The sequence below is a fragment of the Chamaesiphon sp. OTE_75_metabat_556 genome (assembly GCF_031378165.1).
GTDB lineage: Bacteria > Cyanobacteriota > Cyanobacteriia > Cyanobacteriales > Chamaesiphonaceae > Chamaesiphon.
The window spans coordinates 1-23,924 of record NZ_JANNDR010000338.1 but is presented as its reverse complement, the minus strand read 5'-3'; the positions used below and the strand labels follow the sequence as shown (position 1 = coordinate 23,924).

The 23,924-nt window shown below is 48.6% G+C and carries 19 protein-coding genes and 1 pseudogene; 13 read left to right on the top strand and 7 right to left on the bottom strand.

Going from position 1 to position 23,924, the window contains the following annotated elements; genetic code table 11:
- From RMO27_RS13515 to RMO27_RS13505, 3 genes and pseudogenes are all read left to right on the top strand, one after another.
- Positions 1 to 195: pseudogene (locus RMO27_RS13515) on the top strand (biotin--[acetyl-CoA-carboxylase] ligase); the annotation flags it as partial.
- Between the two features lie 91 nt (positions 196 to 286).
- Positions 287 to 1,759 carry a peptidoglycan DD-metalloendopeptidase family protein gene (locus tag RMO27_RS13510; RefSeq protein ID WP_309733322.1) on the top strand — a complete coding sequence of 491 codons (1,473 nt, stop codon included), beginning with the start codon at positions 287 to 289 and terminating at the stop codon, positions 1,757 to 1,759.
- Between the two features lie 279 nt (positions 1,760 to 2,038).
- A complete protein-coding gene (locus RMO27_RS13505; protein WP_309733321.1) occupies positions 2,039 to 2,593 on the top strand; it encodes a DEP domain-containing protein in 555 nt (184 codons plus the stop codon).
- Between the two features lie 133 nt (positions 2,594 to 2,726).
- Here the strand turns inward: RMO27_RS13505 and hemF are convergent, their stop codons facing one another.
- Positions 2,727 to 3,743: an oxygen-dependent coproporphyrinogen oxidase gene (gene hemF / locus RMO27_RS13500; RefSeq protein ID WP_309733319.1), complete on the bottom strand. Its 1,017-nt coding sequence runs from the start codon at positions 3,741 to 3,743 to the stop codon at positions 2,727 to 2,729.
- A gap of 231 nt (positions 3,744 to 3,974) precedes the next feature.
- Here hemF and RMO27_RS13495 point away from each other — a divergent pair, with 231 nt between their 5' ends.
- Together RMO27_RS13495 and rodA are read left to right on the top strand one after the other, a co-directional pair.
- Positions 3,975 to 5,024 carry an Mrp/NBP35 family ATP-binding protein gene (locus tag RMO27_RS13495; protein ID WP_309733317.1) on the top strand — a complete coding sequence of 350 codons (1,050 nt, stop codon included), beginning with the start codon at positions 3,975 to 3,977 and terminating at the stop codon, positions 5,022 to 5,024.
- A gap of 133 nt (positions 5,025 to 5,157) precedes the next feature.
- Complete coding sequence (rodA, locus tag RMO27_RS13490) at positions 5,158 to 6,408, top strand: rod shape-determining protein RodA (protein ID WP_309733315.1); 1,251 nt, start codon at positions 5,158 to 5,160, stop codon at positions 6,406 to 6,408.
- Between the two features lie 94 nt (positions 6,409 to 6,502).
- On the opposite strand, the gene RMO27_RS13485 is transcribed toward rodA, so the two are convergent.
- On the bottom strand, positions 6,503 to 6,940 hold the full coding sequence (locus tag RMO27_RS13485; RefSeq protein WP_309733311.1) for a hypothetical protein: 438 nt from the start codon (positions 6,938 to 6,940) through the stop codon (positions 6,503 to 6,505).
- A gap of 292 nt (positions 6,941 to 7,232) precedes the next feature.
- Here RMO27_RS13485 and ilvC point away from each other — a divergent pair, with 292 nt between their 5' ends.
- Positions 7,233 to 8,228, top strand: a complete 996-nt coding sequence (gene ilvC, locus RMO27_RS13480; RefSeq protein WP_309733309.1) for a ketol-acid reductoisomerase — start codon at positions 7,233 to 7,235, stop codon at positions 8,226 to 8,228.
- Positions 8,229 to 8,297: 69 nt separating this feature from the next.
- On the opposite strand, the gene hisS is transcribed toward ilvC, so the two are convergent.
- A complete protein-coding gene (gene hisS, locus RMO27_RS13475) occupies positions 8,298 to 9,683 on the bottom strand; it encodes a histidine--tRNA ligase (protein WP_309733308.1) in 1,386 nt (461 codons plus the stop codon).
- A 205-nt stretch (positions 9,684 to 9,888) separates the two neighbouring features.
- Between hisS and purD the strand changes: the two genes are divergently transcribed.
- Both purD and RMO27_RS13465 read left to right on the top strand, forming a co-directional pair.
- Positions 9,889 to 11,154, top strand: coding sequence for a phosphoribosylamine--glycine ligase (gene purD, locus RMO27_RS13470; RefSeq protein WP_309733306.1), 1,266 nt, complete (start codon positions 9,889 to 9,891; stop codon positions 11,152 to 11,154).
- Positions 11,155 to 11,308: 154 nt separating this feature from the next.
- On the top strand, positions 11,309 to 12,523 hold the full coding sequence (locus tag RMO27_RS13465; protein ID WP_309733304.1) for an extracellular solute-binding protein: 1,215 nt from the start codon (positions 11,309 to 11,311) through the stop codon (positions 12,521 to 12,523).
- A gap of 4 nt (positions 12,524 to 12,527) precedes the next feature.
- On the opposite strand, the gene cruG is transcribed toward RMO27_RS13465, so the two are convergent.
- Both cruG and cruF read right to left on the bottom strand, forming a co-directional pair.
- Positions 12,528 to 13,736 carry a 2'-O-glycosyltransferase CruG gene (gene cruG, locus RMO27_RS13460; RefSeq protein WP_309733303.1) on the bottom strand — a complete coding sequence of 403 codons (1,209 nt, stop codon included), beginning with the start codon at positions 13,734 to 13,736 and terminating at the stop codon, positions 12,528 to 12,530.
- A 49-nt stretch (positions 13,737 to 13,785) separates the two neighbouring features.
- The gene (cruF, locus tag RMO27_RS13455; RefSeq protein WP_309733300.1) at positions 13,786 to 14,670 is read right to left on the bottom strand and encodes a gamma-carotene 1'-hydroxylase CruF; all 885 of its coding nucleotides are present in this window, start codon (positions 14,668 to 14,670) and stop codon (positions 13,786 to 13,788) included.
- Positions 14,671 to 15,120: 450 nt separating this feature from the next.
- Here cruF and RMO27_RS13450 point away from each other — a divergent pair, with 450 nt between their 5' ends.
- The 5 genes from RMO27_RS13450 to RMO27_RS13430 all read left to right on the top strand — a co-directional run bounded on the left by RMO27_RS13450 (position 15,121) and on the right by RMO27_RS13430 (position 21,682).
- Positions 15,121 to 15,240, top strand: coding sequence for a photosystem II reaction center protein I (locus RMO27_RS13450; RefSeq protein ID WP_309733298.1), 120 nt, complete (start codon positions 15,121 to 15,123; stop codon positions 15,238 to 15,240).
- A gap of 41 nt (positions 15,241 to 15,281) precedes the next feature.
- Positions 15,282 to 17,354, top strand: a complete 2,073-nt coding sequence (locus tag RMO27_RS13445; protein WP_309733296.1) for a DUF3769 domain-containing protein — start codon at positions 15,282 to 15,284, stop codon at positions 17,352 to 17,354.
- 144 nt (positions 17,355 to 17,498) lie between these two features.
- Entirely contained in the window at positions 17,499 to 18,884 is a 1,386-nt protein-coding gene (locus RMO27_RS13440) for a 16S rRNA (cytosine(967)-C(5))-methyltransferase (protein WP_396133710.1), read from the top strand.
- A gap of 553 nt (positions 18,885 to 19,437) precedes the next feature.
- Complete coding sequence (gene argJ, locus RMO27_RS13435) at positions 19,438 to 20,676, top strand: bifunctional ornithine acetyltransferase/N-acetylglutamate synthase (protein ID WP_396133709.1); 1,239 nt, start codon at positions 19,438 to 19,440, stop codon at positions 20,674 to 20,676.
- A 415-nt stretch (positions 20,677 to 21,091) separates the two neighbouring features.
- Positions 21,092 to 21,682 carry a DUF2939 domain-containing protein gene (locus tag RMO27_RS13430; RefSeq protein ID WP_309733290.1) on the top strand — a complete coding sequence of 197 codons (591 nt, stop codon included), beginning with the start codon at positions 21,092 to 21,094 and terminating at the stop codon, positions 21,680 to 21,682.
- A gap of 83 nt (positions 21,683 to 21,765) precedes the next feature.
- Here RMO27_RS13430 and RMO27_RS13425 read toward each other — a convergent pair whose 3' ends face one another.
- Positions 21,766 to 23,520, bottom strand: a complete 1,755-nt coding sequence (locus RMO27_RS13425; RefSeq protein ID WP_309733288.1) for a R3H domain-containing nucleic acid-binding protein — start codon at positions 23,518 to 23,520, stop codon at positions 21,766 to 21,768.
- A gap of 80 nt (positions 23,521 to 23,600) precedes the next feature.
- On the bottom strand, positions 23,601 to 23,924 hold a 324-nt coding region (locus RMO27_RS13420; protein WP_309733283.1), incomplete at its 5' end, for an LdpA C-terminal domain-containing domain.

Below are 23,924 nucleotides of genomic sequence, written 5' to 3'. Positions count from 1 at the left end.
ACGATCGACAGTTTACTGTCGGACTATCTAGAACTACTCAATGCTCGTGGACGCTCAGTGCTAGTGGATGGTAAGTTAGGGACTGTTTTGGGCATCTCACCACAAGGAGAGTTACACATCAGTTTTGCGACTGCTACGGCGGTAACGGAGACTTATCTTCAACCTGGTACATTCAGCTTGGGCTACGAGAATTAGTTACTTTGGGCATATGCGAAATCGATGGTTTTGCGATGAGCTAGAGCGGATGAATAGTTCTGAACTGGACTGCGTTAAATTTATAATAATTATGAGCAGCAAGGCAGAAAAAATATCAAATCATTCACAACAGCATCCTCGGCTGAGTATCTTTTTCCGAAATCCTCTCTTGTTGAAGATCGTCGCTTGGCTCGGTAGCCTCAGCTTCATCGGTACCACGGGGATTGTCTGGGCAGATCTCAAACCGATATCTGCCCAAGTCAAAGCACCAGAGCGAGTCGAAGCTCCGACCATCGTTGCTGTTGGTTCTGCGACTCAAACCAGCAACCGCGACGTCTATGGCCCTTACCTGCCTACAGCTCAAACCCAATCTCCAGTTCGAGTTACGCCAGAGCAACTGCCCAATCGTGAAATCCCAATTGCGGTGGCTCCTGGTTCGGCTTCGATTCTCCCTACTGGCACCATCGTCCGTCCGCAACATGCAAGTGTACTAACCGCAGACAACTATACCGTCGGTGTCAATGGCGCAAATTCTGCGCCAACAGCCGCCGAGCCATTTATTACCATTCCAGTTCCCGCCCCGCTCAGAGCGACGATCCCGCCCCAGACTAGGGAAATAGTCTCGATGACCCGCAGCCAGGTTCAGCCGAGCGAGCGGGCGAACATTCCTGCCAATCCGATCTCTACACAGCCAGCCAATGGTTATCGATCTGTACCAGCAGTTGTCAAGATGCCCGCGATGACTACGGCCTTGCCGACAACTATTAATACTAGTTCGCGGACGGGAATCCCCGCCACAGGGTTCAAACCTACTGTCGTTACTCAGATGAGACCTGCGGTAATCGGTAGAAACTCCAACCCTCAAGCACTTCAAGCACCATTAACAACCGCAGTCGTACCAGTTACGTCACCAGATACGATCGAAATTTTGGTACCGTCACCACGGACTCAAAAGTATGTGGTACCGACAGTCGCCCAACTACCAAGAATCGTTGGGGCTAGAGTCGTACCCATAGTTCCAGCGATTCCTAACGTTAATGCAGTTGCCGCATCCAAACCACTGGCGTTTGCTGGTACCGGTGCAAATGAGTCCAATACTCAATTGATTTACCCCCTCGCTAGTCCCGCCCCAACTACTTCCAGCTATGGTTGGCGGACGCATCCGATTACAGGCAGTCGCCGCTTCCACTCTGGTGTAGATATTGGCGCACCGACGGGCGCACCCGTAGTTGCGGCTGGATCGGGAATAATTATCTCTTCTGGTTGGCTCGGCGGCTATGGTAAAGCAATTGTCATTCAACATAATGGCGTCCAACAGACTCTCTACGGCCACCTCTCGGAAGTTTTCGTCCAACCCGGACAAAGAATCGAACAAGGTACCGTCATCGGCAGAGTTGGCAGTACTGGTAACTCTACTGGCCCGCACCTCCACTTCGAGGCGCGAGTTGCGACGACAGATGGCTGGGTAGCAATCGATCCAGGCCAAGATATTAAGTACGCATTGGACAATTTACGTCGCGCGATGCCATTTGCGCAGCGAGAGTTACCACCAGATATCAATTAGAGAATAAAGCTGTTTAACTCTCAGGTAGAACTTGAGCACTATGCTCAAACTCGATCACATATATCCTAGTAACGATCGTTGCTAGGATATTTCTTGCGGAGGCTAATATCGATCGGCTGGGAGGGTATATTAATTGATATGGGAATCGATCCCAATTTTTTCAATTCGATTGCGACAACTAGGTTGGTGCGTTTGCTCTAACTTGAATGTAATTTAGATCTCACGCTCATTGGTGTTTATTTACGAGTTCAATTTAGTCCTATTAGGAAATCAGGTGGCATGTTACTCAAGTCACAAGACGTCAGTTATTGTCAACTTGTACGTCAGTTCGGAAATACATCAGAAATTGTTGATGGTGTAAATTATCAAGGCAATTTATTCGTCAAAGGTAATGCTTATCCTTTGGCACAACGTCAAATTGCCATTACCGAGATGCGCCGTAGCTATCTCGATCCCGAACCAGCAATTGCTTGCTTGTTGGTAGAAGATGGCGAAATTGTCACCATTTGGTATGAAGATCGCTACATTTTTAAAGTAGCTGAAGGTGCCAAAGATCTGATTACTTATTTCTCACTCGCTCAATTAGTGAATGAGATGCGATCGCCAACCGGAGTCAAGATCGAAAATCGATCGCAAAGTTTTCGTCTCCCCTATTTGCGCTGTTTCATCGGTCGTGAAGCAGTGGACTGGATATCTGCAAGACTAGCAATTAGTCGTCCTTATGCCGTCTTACTGGGGCAAAGATTAATTAATGACAATTGGCTCAGAAACTTGTCTAATAAAGAGCCATTTGAAGATAACGATCTGTTCTATCAGTTTTGTATGGATAAGTGAATTAGTTGATAGTTGATAATTGATAGTTGACAGCTAATAAGAGCAGGCTTGAGCTAATACAAAGGATTAACTCAAGCCTGCCGCTAGATTCTATTTGACTATTTATGTCCCAGGCTATCTAATCTTTAGATAATTAGGCTTTCCAATTTGCCCAATCTTGAGGCTTGAGGAAGGTTTCGTAGAGTTGAGCTTCGGGGGAGCCAGGTTCGGGCTGATAGCCGTATTCCCAGCGCACTAGGGGCGGTAACGACATCAGGATCGATTCAGTGCGACCATTGGTTTGAAGGCCGAAAATCGTGCCCCGATCGTAGACGAGATTAAACTCCACATAGCGGCCGCGTCGATAGAGTTGAAAATTGCGCTGACGATCGCCATACTCAGTATTGCGGCGACGTTCGACGATCGGCACATAGGCAGGTAAAAAGCTATGAGCGCAGTCTTGGGAGATCGCAAATAGTTCTTCCCAGGTACGGGGTGCCGGGATGCCCACAGCATCGCTGTGTTTTGCCGCAGGACCGACAGGATCTGAGCCGCGATACAATGCGCCTTGGCCATCCTGATAGTCAAAGAAAATCCCACCGACGCCGCGAGTTTCATCGCGATGTTTAAGATAAAAATACTCGTCACACCACAATTTAAAAGTGGGATACAAATCGGGACTGTGTTTGTCACAAGCCGCTTTGAGCGTATTGTGCAGATGGCTGGCATCTTCAGCAAATGGATAGTAAGGTGTCAGATCTAAACCACCACCAAACCACCAGACAGGGCCAGCTTCAAAGTAACGATAATTGAGATGAACGGTGGGAATATACGGATTGCGCGGATGCAATACCATCGAAGTCCCCGTGGCAAACCACTTATGTCCAGCCGCATCGGGACGTTGATTCAAAATCGATGGCGGCAAATGTTCGCCCCAAACTTCCGAAAAGTTTACCCCACCTTGCTCGAAAACATTACCTTCTTTCATCACCCGCGATCGACCGCCGCCACCTTCAGGACGATCCCAGCTTTCTTCTTGAAACTTACCACCCCCATCCACAGCTTCTAAGCCCTGGCAGACGCGATCTTGAAACTCCTTCATGAACTGAATCACCCGGCTTTTAGCATCAGCAGGCGGTAGGAATTTAGTGTCGGTGGAAAAAGCTGTCATATGTGGGACTTGAATGAGGTGAAATAAATGGTGATAAAAGTGGCGATCAATTTTTAACTATCTAGCAACCTAGCATATTCAGGCGATCGACTGTCGATCGTTGTTACGGGAAATATACAAATTAGGGGATAGGGGATAGGGTGTAGCGGTTAGTGGCAATTCCCAGTTAAGATGCCGATGGTGTGATTTAGGCTATAGACTAAATCCATAGTCGAAAATATATAAATACTGATGTTAGACCGCAGTGCCGTTTTAGAAGTACTCAAACCAGTTCAAGACCCAGAGTTGCAAAAGAGTCTGGTCGAACTGAATATGATTCGGAATATCCAGGTAGATGGTGGGGTGGTGAAATTCACAGTGGTGCTGACGACTCCCGCTTGCCCCTTGCGCGAATTTATAGTCGATGAATGTAAACAGGCGGTCAAGACGCTTCCAGGCGTGACCGATGTCCAAATCGAAGTAACTGCTGAAATTCCCAATCAGAAGGGATTACCCGACCGCGAAGGCATCGATCAAGTCAAAAATATCATTGCTATCTCCAGCGGCAAAGGGGGCGTGGGCAAAAGTACCGTCGCGGCGAATGTGGCTGTCGCCCTCGCCCAGTTGGGTGCGAAAGTTGGGCTGCTAGATGCTGACATCTATGGTCCCAATGCACCGTTGATGTTTGGTTTGAGCGACATTCGGCTAGAAGCTACTGAAAATGGCGTGCTCGAACCGGCGTTCAATCATGGCGTGAAACTGGTATCGATGGCTTTTTTGATCGATCGCGACCAGCCCGTGATCTGGCGGGGGCCGATGCTCAATGGGATCATTCGCCAATTTTTATATCAAGTTAATTGGGGCGAGTTAGATTATCTGATCGTCGATCTGCCGCCTGGTACTGGCGACGCTCAACTGACCCTCGCCCAAGCCGTACCGATGGCCGGTGCCGTAATCGTCACTACGCCCCAAACTGTCGCTTTAGCCGATGCGCGCAAAGGCTTGCGGATGTTTGAGAAATTCACCACCGTCCTGGGCGTAGTTGAAAATATGAGTTATTTCATACCACCAGACATGCCCGATCGACAGTATGATATTTTCGGTTCTGATGGTGGCGAAAAATTTGCCGCCGAAGTCGGCGTCCCCTTGCTCGGTCGCATTCCGCTCGAAATCCCCGTCCGTACCGGCGGCGATCAGGGTATCCCGATCGTCATCTCCGAGCCAGAATCAGCTTCAGGCAAAGCGTTGATCGCTATTGCTAAATCGATCGCCGGAAAAGTCTCGATCGCTGCTTTGGGATAGGGAATAGGGGATAGTGAATAGTGGATAGTGGATAGTGAATTTGGATCGTCCCCGCTCCCTGCTCCCCGCTCCCCGCTCCCAGATCCCCGCTCCCAGCTCCCCGCTCCCAACTCCCAATTCCCCGCTCCCTACTATGTACAAATCCTCCAATCGTTCTCCCTGGCAAGATCTATTTATCCATTGGCGACAGATGGATTGGCTGCTCATCTTCATGGTAGTGGGATTAACTTTCCTGGGCGGAGTGATGATCCGCAGTACCGAGTTAAATCAATCTGCGGCTCATTGGGGACAGCACTGGCTGGTGGGTGGGATCGGACTGGCGATCGTGTTTGCGATCGCCAGAATTCCTTACAATCAACTGCTGCGATGGCATTGGATTACTTATGGGTTGACAAATGGCTTGCTAGTAGCGGTAGATTTTTTGGGAAATAGTGCCAAGGGGGCACAGCGATGGATTAGTGTTGCGGGATTTAATTTCCAGCCATCAGAATTTGCCAAAGTAGGACTGATTATTACTTTGGCCGCAATTTTACATCGTCGTCCTGCCAATACGCTGCCGACATTTATCCGGGCGTTGGCAATTACGATCCCGCCGTGGTTGTTAGTTTTCATTCAACCAGATTTGGGGACATCACTGGTATTTGGCGCGATCGCCTTAGGGATGTTGTACTGGGCAAATGCCAATCCAGGCTGGCTGTTGTTACTAGTATCGCCATTAGTTGCTGCCATTGTTGAGAGCTTCAGTTTGCCTCTATGGGTAATTTGGGCGGTCGCTATGGGCATCGTTGCATGGTTGACGCTGCCATGGCGGTGGGTGAGTTCGATGCTCGCGATCGGAATCAATGTGGCAGCAGGGATACTCGGACAGGTACTTTGGCATGTGCTCAAGGATTATCAAAAAGACCGACTAATCGTCTTTCTCAATCCCGACAAGTATCCACTCGGTGCGGGTTATCACCTGATCCAGTCGCGGATTGCGATCGGGGCAGGAGAGTTGTGGGGACAGGGACTCAATCAAGGCACGCAAACCCAGCTCAAGTTTATTCCCGAACAACATACGGATTTTATCTTTTCCTCGATCGGTGAAGAACTAGGTTTTATCGGTTCGATCTGTTTGTTATTGACGTTCTTAGTTCTGTGTTGGCGGTTGCTCAAAATTGCCCGCCAAGCTCCCAATAATTTTGGGTCGTTGTTGGCAATTGGGATTTTTTCGATGATTGCTTTTCAGGCGATCGTCAATATCAGCATGACCATCGGGATTGCCCCCGTGACGGGGATTCCCTTGCCCTGGATTAGTTATGGTGGTACGGCACTAATTAGCAACTTCATCGCGATCGGTTTGGTCGAATCTGTCGCCAATTGCCGTCGCCGCTTTAATTTATAGGCGTTACTGGATCGAGTTTTATAGAACAAAATTAATCAGATCGGGTATTGACTACTGACTGTCCGATCGGATTAATTTTGTTTTTCGACCGCCTTTAGCAGGCATTAACTTCTACCGAGGAAGTATTGCGATTGAGATCGAAAGTAGAGAAACTGCGACGTCCATTTTCATCGATCCTGAGTAAAAAATTATCAGGTGAATAGTTGGGATGCCTGCGGCGCGTGCCTGAATAGATCGGATTGCTACCGACGAGTAAGATTCCCTGCGGGGTGTTTTCAGATCTGATGGTCAGATCTACAGACTCCTGCCTGCCCAAATCGGGACTAAAATATTTGACAGTCATGCGACCCATGCCATTATCATTGAGCCACAGTTTTCCAGCGTGAACGATCGGACCATTGCTAAAAGTCAATCGGACACAGGTAGTTCTGTTGAGCGCAATTTTGCTGGGAGCGGCGATCGGTTTCACTGTTGGAGCGCGAAGATCTCCGGTAGTCAGACTCCACGCTGGCAGACTGCTCGCGATCGTCATTAGAAAAGTTGTAGTTGCAGATTGCCAGATTTTTTGCACGATTCACCTATTACCAGTTAGTTGTGGGATGTTACGTAGTTGCACTACTAGTATAGACCTTGTCATTCATTGCAAATTGAGCCAATATTTACAATTCTGCGAGGCGATCAGTGTCAGCCGATCATGGTAAGATGTTCTGCCTGCGGCAATACACAACCAGCGCAAATCCGTTCGTTGGCGTGTCGCCTCTCTAGAAAGAGCAGCACAACAGTAGGATATATCCAGATAAGTAAAGGTTAAGGAGAGATCGATCGTGGCCAAGATGTATTATGATGCCGATGCTAATTTAGACCTATTAAACGGCAAAACTGTAGCAATTATCGGTTATGGTTCCCAAGGTCACGCTCACGCCCTCAACCTCAAAGACAGTGGCGTCAATGTCATCATTGGATTGTACCCAGGTAGTAAATCTACCGCCAAAGCCGAAGCAGAAGGATTGACTGTCAAATCGGTTGCTGATGCTGCAAAAGCTGCCGACTTAATCATGATTTTGCTCCCCGATGAAGTCCAACGGGATATCTATGAAAACGAAATTAAACCCAATCTGAGCGCAGGAAAAACGCTGGCTTTCGCCCACGGTTTTAACATTCACTTCGGACAAGTCGTGCCACCAGCAGATGTCGATGTGATCATGGTTGCTCCCAAAGGCCCTGGACATACAGTTCGCTATGAGTACCAAAAAGGACAAGGGGTACCTGCTTTATTCGCTGTCTATCAAGATGCTTCTGGACAAGCACGCGATCGAGCGATGGCTTATGCCAAAGGCATTGGCAGTACTCGCGCAGGGATTCTCGAAACCACCTTCCGCGAAGAAACTGAAACCGATCTATTTGGCGAACAAGCAGTCCTCTGTGGCGGTTTGAGTGCCCTGATCAAGGCGGGGTTTGAAACACTAGTAGAAGCTGGTTATCAGCCCGAATTGGCCTATTTTGAGTGCCTCCACGAAGTCAAACTGATCGTCGATCTCGTCGTCGTCGGTGGTTTAGCAGAAATGCGTAGTAGTATCTCGAATACGGCTGAATATGGCGACTATACTCGCGGCCCTCGGATCGTTACTGACGCGACTAAAGTCGAGATGAAGAAAATCCTGTCGGAAATTCAAACCGGACAATTTGCCCGCGAATTTATCCTCGAAAAACAATCTGGTAATGCGGGTTTCACGGCGATCCGTCGTCGCGAAGCCGAGCACCAAATCGAGTCAGTCGGGAAGGATCTCCGCGCCATGTTTAGCTGGTTGAAGAAAAACTAGTTACATTAATTATTGCTGCTAAAAACCCCGACTTCTCAAAGAAGTCGGGGTTTTGTTTGAAGTCTATGACTAATTTAATCGTTGCTTGACCTCAGTGACTAAAGTCTCGATCGAGACTTGAATTTGTTCGCCAGTAGTCATATTTTTTAATTGACATTTTTGATTCGCAACTTCTTCGGCACCAATCAGGACGCAAAAAGTTATGCCTTGCTTATCTGCTAGTGCAAACTGTTTTTTCAACGGACGCTTATCAAAAGCTGTTACCACTTTAATACCGGCTTGTCGGAGCTGTTGGGAAACTTGGAGATAAGTTGACATTAAATCCTCTTGGAGATTTAAGACCATCACTTGGGCGGGGGTGGCCGCTAAAGGTTGCAAGATATTCGCTTTGAGTAAGCGATAAATCAACCGTGTCAAACCGATCGAGATGCCGACTCCCGGCATACTTTCGCCGATAAAGGTGCCGACTAATTCTTCATAGCGACCGCCAGAACAGATGCTACCTAATGCTTCGTGGCCGATCAGGGTAGTTTCATAAACCGTACCTGTATAGTAATCTAAGCCGCGCGCGATCGACAGATCGATACAATAGCGATCGATTGGTACTCCCAAATCGCGGACGCCATTAATTACTGTAGTTAGTTCCTCAATTCCTAACTTAAATCGATCGGCATCGGGTAATTTAGTTGCTAGGGTATTTAATTCTGTAAGGACTTGATCGACATCACCTTTGATATTGATAAAATCGATAACTTGTTGCGATTGTTCAGAGGATAAACCCTGAGTTGCTAAACCTGTTAATACCTTAGCAACACCGACTTTTTCTAAAGTATCGATGATATTAATACAAACTTTGATTCGATCGGGTGCGACGCCCAAGGAATCAAAGAAACCAGTTAAAACCTTGCGATTATTAATCCGAATCAGAAATGCGCCGATCTGGATGCGATCGAAAATCTCAGCGATAATTGCGGGCATCTGGGCATCATAGAGCAAGCTCAAGGTCGTCCGGCCGACGACATCGATATCGCACTGGCGAAATTGACGGTAGCGGCCATCCTTGGCTCGTTCACCCCGAAAGACCAAATCCATCTGATACCTAGCAAACGGGAACTGAAGATCGTTGAGGTGACGCGCGATGTAAGCTGCTAGCGGTACGGTTTGGTCAAATTTCAACGCCCGCGCTTCCGAGTCGGTATCGCCCTTCCCTGCCTCATCCCGCTCTGCTTGACGATTGGGTGGGAGGATTGGCTGCAAACCATAAATAATATTATCACCCTGATTACCCTTAGCCTGAAGGACTTCTAGCCGCTCTACAGATGGAGTTTCGATCGGGGTGAAGCCATAGCTTTCATATACCTGCCGAATCGTATCCATCAGGTGTTGCTCCAGTCGCTTTTCACTGGGTAAAAATTCTGGAAAGCCGCTGGGAGTGGAAAAGTTGATTTTACTCATGAGTCTGTTAGTAGTGAGGGGAGACTGGGGCACGAGGAGACTGGGGGACGGGGAGGCATAAGGCTACAAGCTTCAAAATTCACTATTCACTATTCACTATCCACTATCCACTAAAACCTAAAGCCTAAAGCCTAAAGCCTAAAGCCTAACTGATGATAGAGTGTACAGATAGATTAGCAATAGAGTCGAGGGGAGCTTATCGTCGGTGAAAATTTTAGTAGTTGGTAATGGTGGTCGAGAACACGCGATCGTCTGGACATTATTGCAATCTCCTCAAGTCACACAAGTCCTCTGCGTCCCAGGTAATGGTGGTACCGCAATGATGGATCGCTGTCAAAATCTCTCATTTAGAATGGATGATTTTGGTGGGATTGCGCGGTTTGCCGAAGTCAACGGTGTGGCGTTGGTAGTCGTGGGGCCAGAATTACCGCTGTCACTGGGGATTACTGACTACTTACAAAATCGCAATATTCCGGTATTTGGCCCTACTCGCGCTGGTGCCCAAATTGAGTCTAGCAAAACTTGGGCTAAATCCATTATGGAGGAAGCTAGAGTCCCAACGCCCAGATCGGCAACTTTTACCGATCTAACCACTGCCTGCGCCTATATCGAGCAGCAAGGTGCGCCAATTGTGGTTAAAGCGGACGGACTGGCATCGGGAAAAGGTGTGGTTGTCGCCGAAACTGTACAAGATGCGCTCAATGCTGTCGAGCTATTATTTGCTCAGGACTATGGCAAGTTACTGATCGAAGAATATATCACTGGTCAAGAAATATCCGTCATCGCCCTCACCGATGGCAAAACGATTCGCCCCTTACTCCCCGCTCAAGATCACAAACGGATTGGCGATGGCGATACCGGCGCAAATACTGGCGGCATGGGTGCCTATGCGCCAGCCCCACTAGCTACCCCCGCCCTGATGAAACGGATTCAGTATGAGGTGCTAGAACCCACTCTCGCGACCCTTAAGCGCAAAAGAATTGACTATCGGGGTGTCCTGTATGCCGGGTTGATGATTACACCAAATGGCGATCCTAAAGTATTAGAATTTAATTGTCGCTTTGGCGATCCAGAAACGCAAGCGATCTTGCCATTACTCACGACACCGCTAATAGAATTACTATTAGCCTGTGTCGAACAGCGACTAGCCGCCCTACCACCGATCGAATGGAAGCCAGCAGTCTCAACCTGTGTGACGATCGCCGCTCACGGTTATCCTGGCAGCTACGAGCGTGGCAAAGTCATTGGCGGGATCGATTCAGCTAATGCTAATGATGGCACGATCGTTTTTCAGGCCGGCACCCAAATCAAGCAAAATCGACTAGTTACCGATGGTGGCAGAGTCCTCAGCGTCACCAGTATCGCCCCCGATTTTGTCACGGCGATCGATCGAGCCTATCAAGGGGCTAGGTTAATTACCTTTGAAGGCATGTATTATCGTCAGGATATCGCGCAACGTGCTTTGGGTTAGGCTTTAGGTTTTAGGCTTTAGGTGTTAGGCCGCAAGCGTCCTTGTAATTTACTAAATGCTCCTAACACCTAACACTTAATACCTAATAATACCTAACACTTAACACTTAATACCTAACACTTAATACCTAATACCTAACACTTAATACCTAACTATGCAACGTCGATCCTTTCTAGTCACCATTGGTAGTCTGGCAGTGGGGACTGGCTTAACTAGTTGTCAGAGTCAAGATCGATCGATCCTTAGACTAGTGGCACTCAAAAACTCGCTCCCGCAGCAATTATTGAGTGCATTTAGTAAATCGCTGGAGTCGAAACCCAAGGTAGAATTGGCGGTTGAGAGTCAATTTAAAGAAATTCTGACTCAGCTTCAGGAGTGGTCGAAAACAGGTAAAGCTGATGCCAAGGGACTCAAAATTCCATTCGTACCGCCAACTAAAGGTGCTGCCTACATTCCCAATTTAGTCAGTATCAGCGATGCTTGGTTGGCGACCGCAATTGCCGAAAAATCGATTCAACCGATCGATACCCAGGCATTAACTAATTGGGGCAAATTAGAACCACGCTGGCATGAATTAGCCCAACGAGACGAGCGTGGAGATCCCAGTAATACCGGTCAAATCTGGGGTGTTCCCTATCGCTGGGGGACGACAGTAATTATCTATCGTCGCGACAAGTTAACAGAACACAATATTCCGATTCCCAAAGATTGGCAAGATCTCTGGAATCCACAGTTAAAACAGCGAATTTCCCTACTAGATCGATCGCGTGAAGTTATCGGTTTAACTCTCAAAAAATTAGGCAATTCTTATAATGCTTCCGATCTAGCTAAAGTTACCAACCTCAAGTCAGAACTCCAACAGCTACACCAGCAAGTCAAGTTTTATAGCGCGGAAAATTATCTCCAACCGCTAGTCATGGGCAATACTTGGGTGGCCGTCGGTTGGTCTTTAGATGCGATCGAACTAATCCAGAAAAACCCCAATATTGGTGCGATCGTCCCAGCAGCGGGGACGGCAATTTCTGCCGATCTATGGGTACGGCCAGCCCTATCGACAAAACTATCATCAGCCGAACGGTTAGCAGCTTGTAGTGACTATCGACTGAAGCTCGATCGACAATGGCTAGATTATTGTTTGCAGCCACAGTTTAGCAATCAAATCTCCCTCTATACATCGGGAACGGCACCATTATTGACCAGTCTCCAGCCTAGTGAAATTTCCCCAGACATTCTAAAAAATCCGCTAACTTTACCGCCCAAGGTAGTTTTAGAAAAAAGTGAATTTATTTATCCATTAGCAGCAAGTAGCAAGCAGCAATTCGATCAACTCTGGCGAGAAATTCGCCAAGCAAAAATTATTTCAACGTAATTACTTAATAGACTCTGCCGCGCCATTGTTTGGGTGTTTGAGTCGCTGATAGCAAAATTCGGAACGCAGCTAAGGGATCGGCCAATGGCGATAACCAAAATAATAGTGCTGCCAGCGAAAATCGATTCTCTTGCAGAGAGGCTTCGCCACCGCGATAGTAGGAAGGATAAATCGCCAATAATAATCCAAACCTAATCACTACTAAACATAGATTCAGACCGATCGCTAATTGGACGGTAAGGCTGGTATCCTGCCATCCCCAACCGCCAAAAGCGATCGTCAGTGGGATTGGTAAACCTTGAACGAGAACTAATAACGCGACATCACTCCATAATTGCGCGGGTGTCGTCGCATCCTTGAGATCGAGCGAGCGTCCCCACTCCCGCCAAGTTTCCGCCATGCCCGCATACATGCGGACGCGAATTACTTTGGCACCATCCAAGAATCCCACCTTAAAGCCTTGCCTAGCCGCATTGCGAGCGAGGGTAACATCGTCACAAAATGATGCCGCCGCGCTAGTATAGCCATCCATTGCCACCAATACCGATCGCCGACAGAGAAAGCACTGCCCGTTCGCCATTACTCGATCTGGTGACTGGACTCTGACGCCAGACGAATCAAAGCGATACAGTAATGTCATCAGCAGTGCGGGTTGTAACCACCATTCGCCGGGATAGTTGAGGATAAATTGCGGCGACAATGACAAGAGATCGTAACCCTCTTCCACGGCTGCCGCCACCAGACTCGCCACCAATCCGGGCTGCGGCTCTGTATCGGCATCGATACCCAGTATCCACTCACTAGCTGGCGAACTAGCTAAGAAACCATAATTTAACGCCCAGGGACGGCCGACCCAGCCAGCAGGCAAGGGATCGTCAGTCACCAATTTCAAGCGTGAGTCAGTCTCAGCAGCCTCCTTGACCAGCTCGCGCGTGCCATCTTGGGAATTACTATCGACAATGAGGATTTCCCCCAGTACATCGCCTTGGAGCCGCAACCCCTGTAAACACGGCGCGATGCGATCGACCTCATTGAGCGTGGGTACGACAATGCTGACACTGCCAGCGAAAGATCGATCGGCGGTGGCGGTATTCGGGGTCAGCGGCGGACGTCGCACCGCCCCTTTAATCAGTCGAGATAGTAGGATCGGGAGTGCCGCCCCTTGGCACAGCAACAAGACCCCAGCAATGGCAGCCAATACTTCCTCACTCACAAAATTTCTCAACCAATCCACCTAAATAATTATTGTTTGCAGCCTGGATCTACATGACTTCAGCTTCAAGTCTGTCGGGTGCAGCTTCACTAGTCGGGCGAGTAGTCGCCATTTGATACAGAATGACCAGTGGCAAAATCCCTAGCAATAATCCCAAGCCGATCGGAATATAGATCCCCGCCGCCAAGCTGGTAATCGTTGCAAATGCAAAATTACCCAGATAAACGGCTAGCGGTAAACCCAATTGCTTGCTGGGTAATGTCAGCGGCTTCAACCGCCAGATGAAAGTAGCGACTGTCATAAAGACGACACCCGTACCAAACCAACCCGCAAAATTCTCATATGGCATCCCGAAAAAGGCTCCTGGCTGCTCCCACACCCAAAACGGTACGGTCGTCTGACTCATCGCCGGATCGAGCACAAAATCCCAAGACGTCAATAATAGCGATCCAAAGCCGATCGCGCCAATATATTTTAAGACTTGTGGGATCGCCAGAGTTGCCAAACCCGCCCGCGCGATAATGTAAGCACTAAAACCGATGTAAAACCACGACAGCGGAATCGTGAAGGGTACCAATCCGGCAATTTTGTAACCCAAGCCAGACAAATAGTGATAATGCCCAAACGGAAATCCGGTACTAGTGCCCAATAACTCGCTGACTAAAGACAATCCGATCGCGGGCACCATAAATCCTAAACAATGCCACAGACCCAAAGTCCTATAGGCATAAACAGCTACTGCGGATGTCCCCAATAGCATATACACTACGCCACCACCGGCCATCGACCAGGCAAAAGCTGTTTGACCAACAGCGGGTAAGGCGGCAATAAAATCGGCATTTGGGAGCACCACTAATAATCCAGCCAGGCCAAATACCATTGATAAAATGTGCCCGATGGTCAGAGTTTGCTCGACACGTATAAGTTTTTCCATCGCTCGCGATCCAATTTTAAAGTTGATAACTCATTCAGATTGAATGTGGAGTGGGAAGTCTATTTCCCGCTTCACAAGTTTCACCCGATCCAATTTTGGAGGTTCGATCGGGTTCCCTTCATAGTTTACAAATCTTTACTTAGTAGTATTAAGTAACATAAAGATTAATTGTCCCGATCGCGCGCTCTGTTGACTCGAAATACCAAAATTCATACCACATGAGTTACACGTATTTGGCAATTCTACGATCGACGGTCGCGATCGCCCTCTATCATCAGGATTAGATTTAGTGACATATTTAGCGATCTAGCATTCTACTGCTGTGGCGAAGCGAACCACGCAGACCAACAGGATCTCACACACTCGTCGGGATTCAAACGGATCGAAAGCGGTTGGTCATCAGTTATGATAGATGTTAACTTAACTTAAACACACGGAGATCCTCGATCGATGGCCACCCTCAAAATCGTAGTTAATATTGTAGTAGCAGTATTTCTGCTCGTCTTTATCTTTGGCTTCTTATCCAACGATCCTTCGCGGAACCCAAACAACCGCGATCTGTCTGAATAAGATAGGTCAGATTGTTAGTTCAAAGATGGGGAAATCAGAACGTGGGGAAAAAGTCAGATCGGGATGTAACTCAGCGAACCTGGAAAGCCGCTTGGTATTTACTACTATTGTCTTGCTACTCGATCGGCTTTCCTCTACGTCCCGTATTTGCTGGAGAGCTAACATCCACACCGAATCCGGTCGAGTCGGCTCCAGTCCGCCGCCCATCGGCACCGTTGACTTATACCGTTGTCCAAGATGGCACCACCGGCACGCCGAAGATCGATATCGCCGCACCTAATGGCACGATCGAACTCAATGCCGACCAACAAGAATTTAATAATAATACGCAGATCATTTCGGCCAATGGCAAAGTAGTACTTCGCTTCAACAAAGCCTTGCTCAAAGCCGACAGGCTGCGCGTCAATCTCAAAACCAAAATTGCCACCGCCGAAGGGAATGTCTCCCTGCTGCGCGGCAAACAAACCCTGTATGGTTCGCAGTTTGAATACAACTTCGAGAATGATAGCGGCAGTATTCTCGAAGCACGGGGCGATGTTTATCAGCCGACATTAGTGAGCGATCTGAATGTTTTACGCCCACAACAACCAGCAAGTGCGCCGACGAACGTTACGGACAAGCCTTTTACCGAACCGTTATTGAGCGATCGACTGCGGGAAGACCAACCAGTCACTAATATTCAAAATACTGGAAGTATCGGCGTGACTAGCAGCGATCGCGATATCGAGTATCAGCCAACGCTCAAACCGAGCGGTACGATTACCCGGCTGCGCTTTCAAGCCGATAAAGTGGACTTTGTCAGCGATCTGATCACGGCTCAAAAAGTCCGGATTACTAACGATCCGTTTTCGCCACCAGAATTGCAGGTCAAAGCCGATCGAGCGCAGTTTAAAACTATCAATAGTGAAGAAAGCGAGGTAACAGTCAGTAATGCCAGGGTGAATGTCGAAAATAACTTCGAGGTGCCAATTCCGCGCGATCGATTCGTACTGAATAAGTTAGGTAGAGAATCAGCTTCTAACCCTTTTTATAATTTTGGGTTTGACACGACCGATCGAGGTGGTTTCTATCTACAAAACAGTTTTTATCCGATTTTCGATCCGCGATTTCGGATGACAATTACGCCTCAGTATTTTCTCCAGCGAGCTGTAACTGGATTCAGACCTTTCGATCCTTCTGTATTTGGCGTCACCACAAGTATTGTCGGTGATTTTAGTCCGGATACAACGCTTGAAGCCTCCGCAGCACTATCAGGCTTCGATCTCAATAATTTTACTAATAATTTTCGCGGCCAAGTTAATGTCAGGCAAAATCTCAGTTTATTGGGTTATCCCCACCTATTGACCGGCTCTGCTGTCTATCGTCAACAAGTTTTTAATGGTTCATTGGGCTATCAAGATGTACAGTCTAGTTTAGGTGGAATTTTAACTTCTAGTTTTATTCCCCTAGGGGATACGGGTGTAAACTTTAATTATCAAGTGGGCGCACAAGTTATTAATGCTAATACCGATCGCCAAAATCTCATTGCTACAAATACAGCAACTGGGCTGACGACGCTAAATCGCTATCAGACTGCTGCGAATTTGACTAAAAGCTTCCGACTATGGGAAGGTCAAAGTTTGCCCGCAGATCGCCAAGAAACATATAACTACAGTCCGATTCCTGTCGTTCCCTATCTCCAATTGAATACCGGACTTAGGGGCGGATATAGTAGCTATAGTAATGGTGACAATCAATCATTTATTGGCTACAACATTGGTATTCAGGGTCAGATTGGCAATTTCTCGAAATCGAGCTTTGACTATACTGGATTTAATTTAAATTACTATCAACAATATCCAGGTAATGGTACTTCGCCATTTCTATTCGATCGCTTGGTCAATAATCGGATCTTATCTGCTGGTATCAATCAACAAATTAGCGGGCCATTTAGATTGGGTGTTCAAACTTCTCTCGATCTAGATTCCCGACAACAAATTAGTACGGATTATTATGTCGAATATAGCCGTAGAACTTATAACGTAGTCGTTCGTTATAATCCTTCATTAGGCTTGGGTTCGATCGGGTTTAGGCTCAATGATTTCAATTGGGATGGAGCCGCACCAAAATTTTAGCGATTAAAAAACTGAATCCAAAATATTAACGTACTGCCTAGCAAAGGAAAGTGCTCTAGTATCTTGAGATGGATTGATATCGATATGGAGTATGAATTCCCCCATCAACTATCAATTATCAATTATCAACTGCTAACTGCCACCATGAATCCTCGTCAACTAGTCTTGTATGCGCTCAAAGATCTGGAGACTGGTAGCTTTACCGATGTAGTAGTCGATCGATTGTTGAGTAAATTTCCCTTGTCAGATGTTGATCGACATTTATTTACCGAATTAGTCAATGGGATCGTGCGCCGCAAGCGCACCTTAGATGCCATTATCGATCGCTTAGCCAAACAACCAGCGCATCGCCAGCCGCCCAATTTACGGCACTTATTACGGTTGGGACTTTATCAGCTCCGCTATCTCGATCGCATCCCCGAATCTGCGGCAGTAAATACCACTGTAGATTTGGCTAAAACTAATGCACTTGCTGGCCTAAGTGGGGTTGTTAATGGCATTTTGCGCCAATACATTCGCTTGCAAAATGAACAGACAGAGGTCTTAGATTTACCAGCAGATCCGATTGCCAGACTGGGTATTTTGTATAGTTTTCCTGACTGGCAAGTTGCCCAATGGGTTGCTGAATTAGGCGAGATCGAAGCCGAGCAATTGTGTCAAGCTTTCAATCGCGTCCCGACGATCGATCTGCGAGTTAATAGCCTCAAAATCGAATCGAATTTGGGATTAGAGAAGTCCCAAATTGCCAGATTGCAAAATCGACGCGATCGCTTAATTGAGATCTTTGAAACTGCGGGAATTGCGGCTGTCCCGATTCCTGATGTGCCGCAAGGCTTACGCTTTGTCGGTAATGTCGGGGCAATTAGTCAATTACCTGGCTACTCAGCAGGATGGTGGACAATCCAAGATAGCAGTGCGCAACTCGTTACCCATTTATTAGACCCACAGCCTGGAGAAGTGATCATTGATGCTTGTGCGGCACCTGGCGGCAAGACGACTCATATTGCGGAATTAATGGGCAATATCGGCACGATTTTTGCCCTCGATAAAACAGCCTCGCGGTTGAAGAAGTTGCAACAAAATCTGGATCGATTACAGTTATCTACAGTCCAGATTTTAACTGGTGATAGTTGTGGTTTTCCTGAATTAATTAATACTGCCGATCGCGTGTTATTAGACGCACCTTGTTCTGGTTTGGGTACCCTCCACCGTCGGGCTGATGCCCGCTGGCAAAAGACACCGGAGCAAATTCAGGAGTTGGCACTATTGCAAGCTAAATTACTCGCGAATACCGCTACTTGGGTTAAACCAGGTGGGGTGCTAGTCTATGCAACTTGTACAGTTTGCTCGATCGAAAATGAGGATGTCATTGAGCCATTTTTAAAAACTCATCCTGACTGGCAGATCGAGCGACCGCCTGCTGATTTTCCGCTCGCTCATCTCGCTAGCGACAATGGCTGGATTAAAGTTTGGCCGCACCGCCAACAGATGGATGGCTTTTTTATGGTCAAACTTCGCCGCTCGACTTAGTAGCGGTGACTGAGTGGCAGATCCCGAAGTTTGTCAGGGTAGATATCGATCGTCAGATCGGGATTGATCGGGATTAACCCTTGTCAGAATTATTTGATAAAGATTCTTAATTAGCTCTAAGCTAATTAGCTACGATCTCGGATCGATGGCGATCTCCAAAGTAGCCAGCCAAAAAAAGTCGGATGATGAGACTATGCCCATCAATCCGATCTGCCGATCCTTAATTTTAGAGAGGAGAACATCAAACTAATGACTAGAAGACGCAAATCAACTTACTGAGCTGGTCCGTATCGATCGTCCATAACGGTCGGAGTCGATTGGTAGCTGCTGATCGGTCAGCTTGACTGTTGTTAATTACTATATACAAGTTGAGAATTTATGTCAATACTTTTGAGAATTAATATCAATAATTTTTAGGTATTCTCTAGGGGATTGGTACGATTGCGGCCAGAAGTAGCCGTAGTGTTGCACTCTAACCCCTCAGCGGCGATCGCCTCCCCCATCCCCACTTCTAGTATGCTGATGATAGTACTTGCTCACTGACATGACTGATATGGATTGGCACGAAATTTCTGGGGGAGTGACGGCACCAAGAGGCTTCAGAGCGGCGGGCATCACCGCAGGACTAAAAGCTTCGGGTTTGCCCGATCTGGCATTGATTTTATCCGATGTAGACGCGATCGCTGCTGGCGTATTTACGACTAGCCAGGTGCGGGCGGCTTGTGTGGAGTATTGCCGCCAACAACTCGCGACCAAATCCAGCGTTCGTGCCATTCTCTGTAATTCAGGACAGGCTAATGCTGCTACTGGTGAAGGCGGTTGGGCAGATGCGATCGCCAGTGCGAATACGCTAGCCAGTGCCCTGAATATTTCCCCTGAAGCGGTCTTGCTAGCTTCAACTGGAGTAATCGGCCAGCGCATCAAAATGGATGCCTTAATCGCCGGAATCCCCAGTTTAATTGCGGCAGCTTCCCCAACTGGCGGGGAGACTGCGGCCAAGGCGATTATGACGACGGATTTGGTGAGTAAATCGATCGCACTGGAAACGACAATTGGCGATCGAGTGGTGAGAATTGGGGGGATGGCTAAGGGTTCGGGGATGATTCATCCGAATATGGCTACCCTGCTAGCGTTTGTGACTTGCGATGCGGCTGTATCGACCACTTTGTGGCAGCAAATGCTCAGTCGTGCTGCTGATAAAAGTTTCAATCAAATTACTGTCGATGGCGATACGAGTACTAATGACACGTTGATTGCCCTCGCTAATGGCGAATCGCGGACTCCGGCGATCGTCCAAGCGGGAGCCGAAGCGGATAAGCTTGAAGCGATGCTCACGGCGGTGTGTCAGTATCTCGCCAAAGCGATCGCGCGGGATGGTGAGGGGGCGACTTGTCTGATTGAAGTACGGGTAGCGGGGACGGCAACCGATCGCGAGGCGCGGCAAATCGCGCGGGAAGTAGCCGGATCTTCGTTGCTCAAGGCGGCGGTGTTTGGGCACGATCCCAATTGGGGCAGAATCGCGATGGCGGCGGGGAAGGCGGGTGTACCTTTCGACCAGAATAATTTGGCGGTGAGTTTGGGCGATCTGCCGCTGATGGCTAGTGGCCAACCTTTGGGGTTCGATCGGGTGGCGGCTAGTAATTATCTGAAGGCGGCTAGTCAAGGGGAGTATCTCAAGACTGATACGGTGCTGATTTCGGTGAGTGTGGGGAATGGTGGTGGGAGTGGTATTGCTTGGGGCTGCGATCTTAGTTATGACTATGTCAAGATTAATGCTGAATATACTACTTGATCTCAGTTCGGGATAAGGATCGTGTCTAAATGCTGGTGGGAAGCGAATCGGTAGGCGATCAATACTTGTAGGTTGCGAGTTTTTCTAGTGTAGGAAAAACCCGGATCTGGGGGTTCCGACCCCCAGTCCCCCCGTTGAAAGGCGGGACGCCGCCTCTCAAACTCTCCTGCGTAAGGTTCAAATTGTGTGAAGCGGGGTGGGGGTCATATTTGCGATCGCACAATCGATTTTTGGGGGCTACCGGACTAGAAGTTAGCGAAGACTTGACTTATCATGTTCCCGTCTCCCCGTCTTTTCATCTCCCCGCTCCCCGCTCCCCGCTCCCCGCTCCCAACTCCCATACGGTGGTACAGCAACTCCCAACTATAAGATCGAAGTGCGATAGAATAACCCGATGTAATCAAGATAACTATATATGCTCGATCGGCTGCTGGAGAGACTTGGAGAACGCCTCAAATCTGTAGACAAACGAACAGCGACGATCGGGGCGGCTGTGGGGATGGGAATTGTGGGCATCTCTGGTGCGGGAGTATATTATTCGCCCTATCTGACGGTAAGTAGTCTCCAGAACGCCACCGAACATCGGAATCCTGGTGAGTTATCCCAAGCAATTAATTTTCCAGAACTGCGGAGTAATTTTAAAGCCAGTATCAAGGCTCAAGCGATGGCACACGTCGCGGACGATCAAACGTCCCAAGTATCTAAACCCAATGTCGATCGGATCGAGCAAACCGTCAATTCGCTGGTAGATAAACTGGTGACACCAGAAGGGGTCGAGCAATTGCTACTCGACAAATTTCCTGGCAATAAAATCGACATGAGTAATCTTGATCGAGATTTGGCCGGGTCGCAGATTACGATGGGCTACGAATCATTCGATCGGTTTGTGGTGCATATCACTGATAAAGTCGATCGCACTAAAGATGTCAGTCTCGTCCTCACCCGCGATGGCATCGGTTGGAAATTATCCCAGATCGATATTTCCAAATTAGGCGAGCGGACTTAACAGCTCTGGTGCGATCGAATGCTTTAAATGAACAAAGGTAGTAGTAGGGGTAATTCATGAATTACCCCTACTACTTCTTTCATTTAAGCGGGGAAAATCCGCAGGCGGCGATTGGGTTCGTCGCCAAAGCTAGCAGATTTGAGGTGATAGTGTTCCACTAGTTCGTGCTGCATCTTGCGAACGGCATTCGATCGCGGTAGGAGTTCAACGGGCTGACCTTTGGGCACGACGATTTGTTCGACGGCCAATCGGGCTTCCTCTAGAGCTTCGATCTCATCATCGCTACCATTTTGGGCAAACAACCGCAGATCGTCCGCTTCGGGTATGCCCGGATCGTCCATGTGCAGCATTCGCCGCAGGGTGCGGGTGATTTGGGGAATCGTACCGGATTTGACACTATAGATCGGGACTTGGCGCACCTTGCTAATTTGGCGGAGTTTGGAGTGATTTTTGATATGCGTCCGCAGTGCTAATACGGCATCGGCACTACCGATATCTTTGGTCAAAACCACCGGTAGATTTAAGACTTCAATCACCTGATCCAGCTCATCGCGACCGATCCCGTAGGGATAGACATGGAGCGGCAACTCTTCACCATTGGCACCGACACTAGTACCGCTGGCATAGCTGGCCTCATCGCTATCCCAATTTTGGTCGAGCAGTTGGGCAAAGCCTAGATCGGCCTCTAGGGTGGCCTGAGAAGCATTAGTCGCTAAAGTTGCTGGCATCGGTGCCATCCGTCCACTCGATCGCCAGCCACCGTTCGACTGGGACATATTCGGGGCGGGCATCAAGCCATTTTTGGCAATTTCTGGCAGTTCGCGGACGATCGAGACTTGACCAGCTTCATTCACCGTGCGGATTTGGGTGGTCGGTTGGCGACCGCGCAAGAGGGTATCGACCATTTCCGAGACGCTATCATGGACGACCCAGCGATGGCGTTCGTGCATTTCGACAGCGATTTCAAAGGTGGGTGGGGCTTTGCGTTCGAGGACGGTTTTTTGGGATGCACGGCGGCGGGCTTCCTCATCGCCGAGGGTGACGGCTTGGATGCCGCCAATGAGGTCGGAGAGGGTGGGGTTTTTGAGCAGGTTTTCCAGGCGATTGCCGTGGGCGGTACCGACGAGTTGGACGCCGCGTTCGGCGATCGTCCGGGCGGCTAGAGCTTCCAGCTCCGTACCGATTTCATCGATCACGATCACTTCGGGCATGTGGTTTTCGACGGCTTCGATCATCACTTGATGTTGGAGTTCGGGGCGGGCGACTTGCATGCGTCTGGCTCTCCCAATCGCCGAATGCGGAATATCCCCATCGCCAGCGATTTCATTGCTGGTATCGATAATCACGACGCGTTTGCCGAGTTCGTCAGCTAATACTCGCGCAATTTCCCGCAGAGCGGTAGTTTTACCCACCCCAGGACGACCCAACATCAGAATTGATTTCCCAGTCTCGACCAGATCGCGAATCATATTAATCGTGCCATAGACAGCCCGACCGACCCGACAAGTCAAACCGATAATTTCGTCCGTACGGTTGCGAATACAGCTAATCCGGTGCAGCGTCCGCTCGATCCCCGCCCGATTGTCACCGCTAAACGAGCCAATTCGATCGACACAATGCTGGAGATCCGCTCTCGTCACGGGGACATCGCTGAGATATTCGGCTCCTTCGGCAAATCTCGCTTCAGGAAACCGCCCCAGATCCATGACGACTTCAATTAGGACGCTCAGTTGCGGATGTCCTGCCAACTTCAGCCGAATTGATTCCGGTAACACCGCCAATAATTGGCTCAGGTCATCGGTGATTTGCATTCTACCCAAACTTAAATTTTCGTCCATTACGGGTTATTATTGGTGATTTTTTTCGTGTTTCTGGCTCACAGCTCCAGTCGAAGATCCTTAACTTCCGCCTCCTGTGATTAGCTTTTGCCCTCGACCCCAATCGCACCGCGAACTACATGTCGATCGTTGCTCTTTAGCTGTCCGACTAGCTCCGTGGAGATCGCCACCGCCGCAGCTAATAAGTCTGAATGGCTCTCTAATTTCCCTGGATTGTCGGTGCGAGCATCCAATTTGTCAAGCAGCGGCGATAGTAATCCGCGCGCGTAGCTGCCATAGGCGACACCGTGAACCTGGTTGTGACGATCGCTAGTTGGTGGTAAAAGTTTGCGTTCCCGTAATTTGGGGACGGTGTAGTGGTTGGTACCGCCAGCTAGTTGCACGTAGCCAGGGAGATGAGCCGC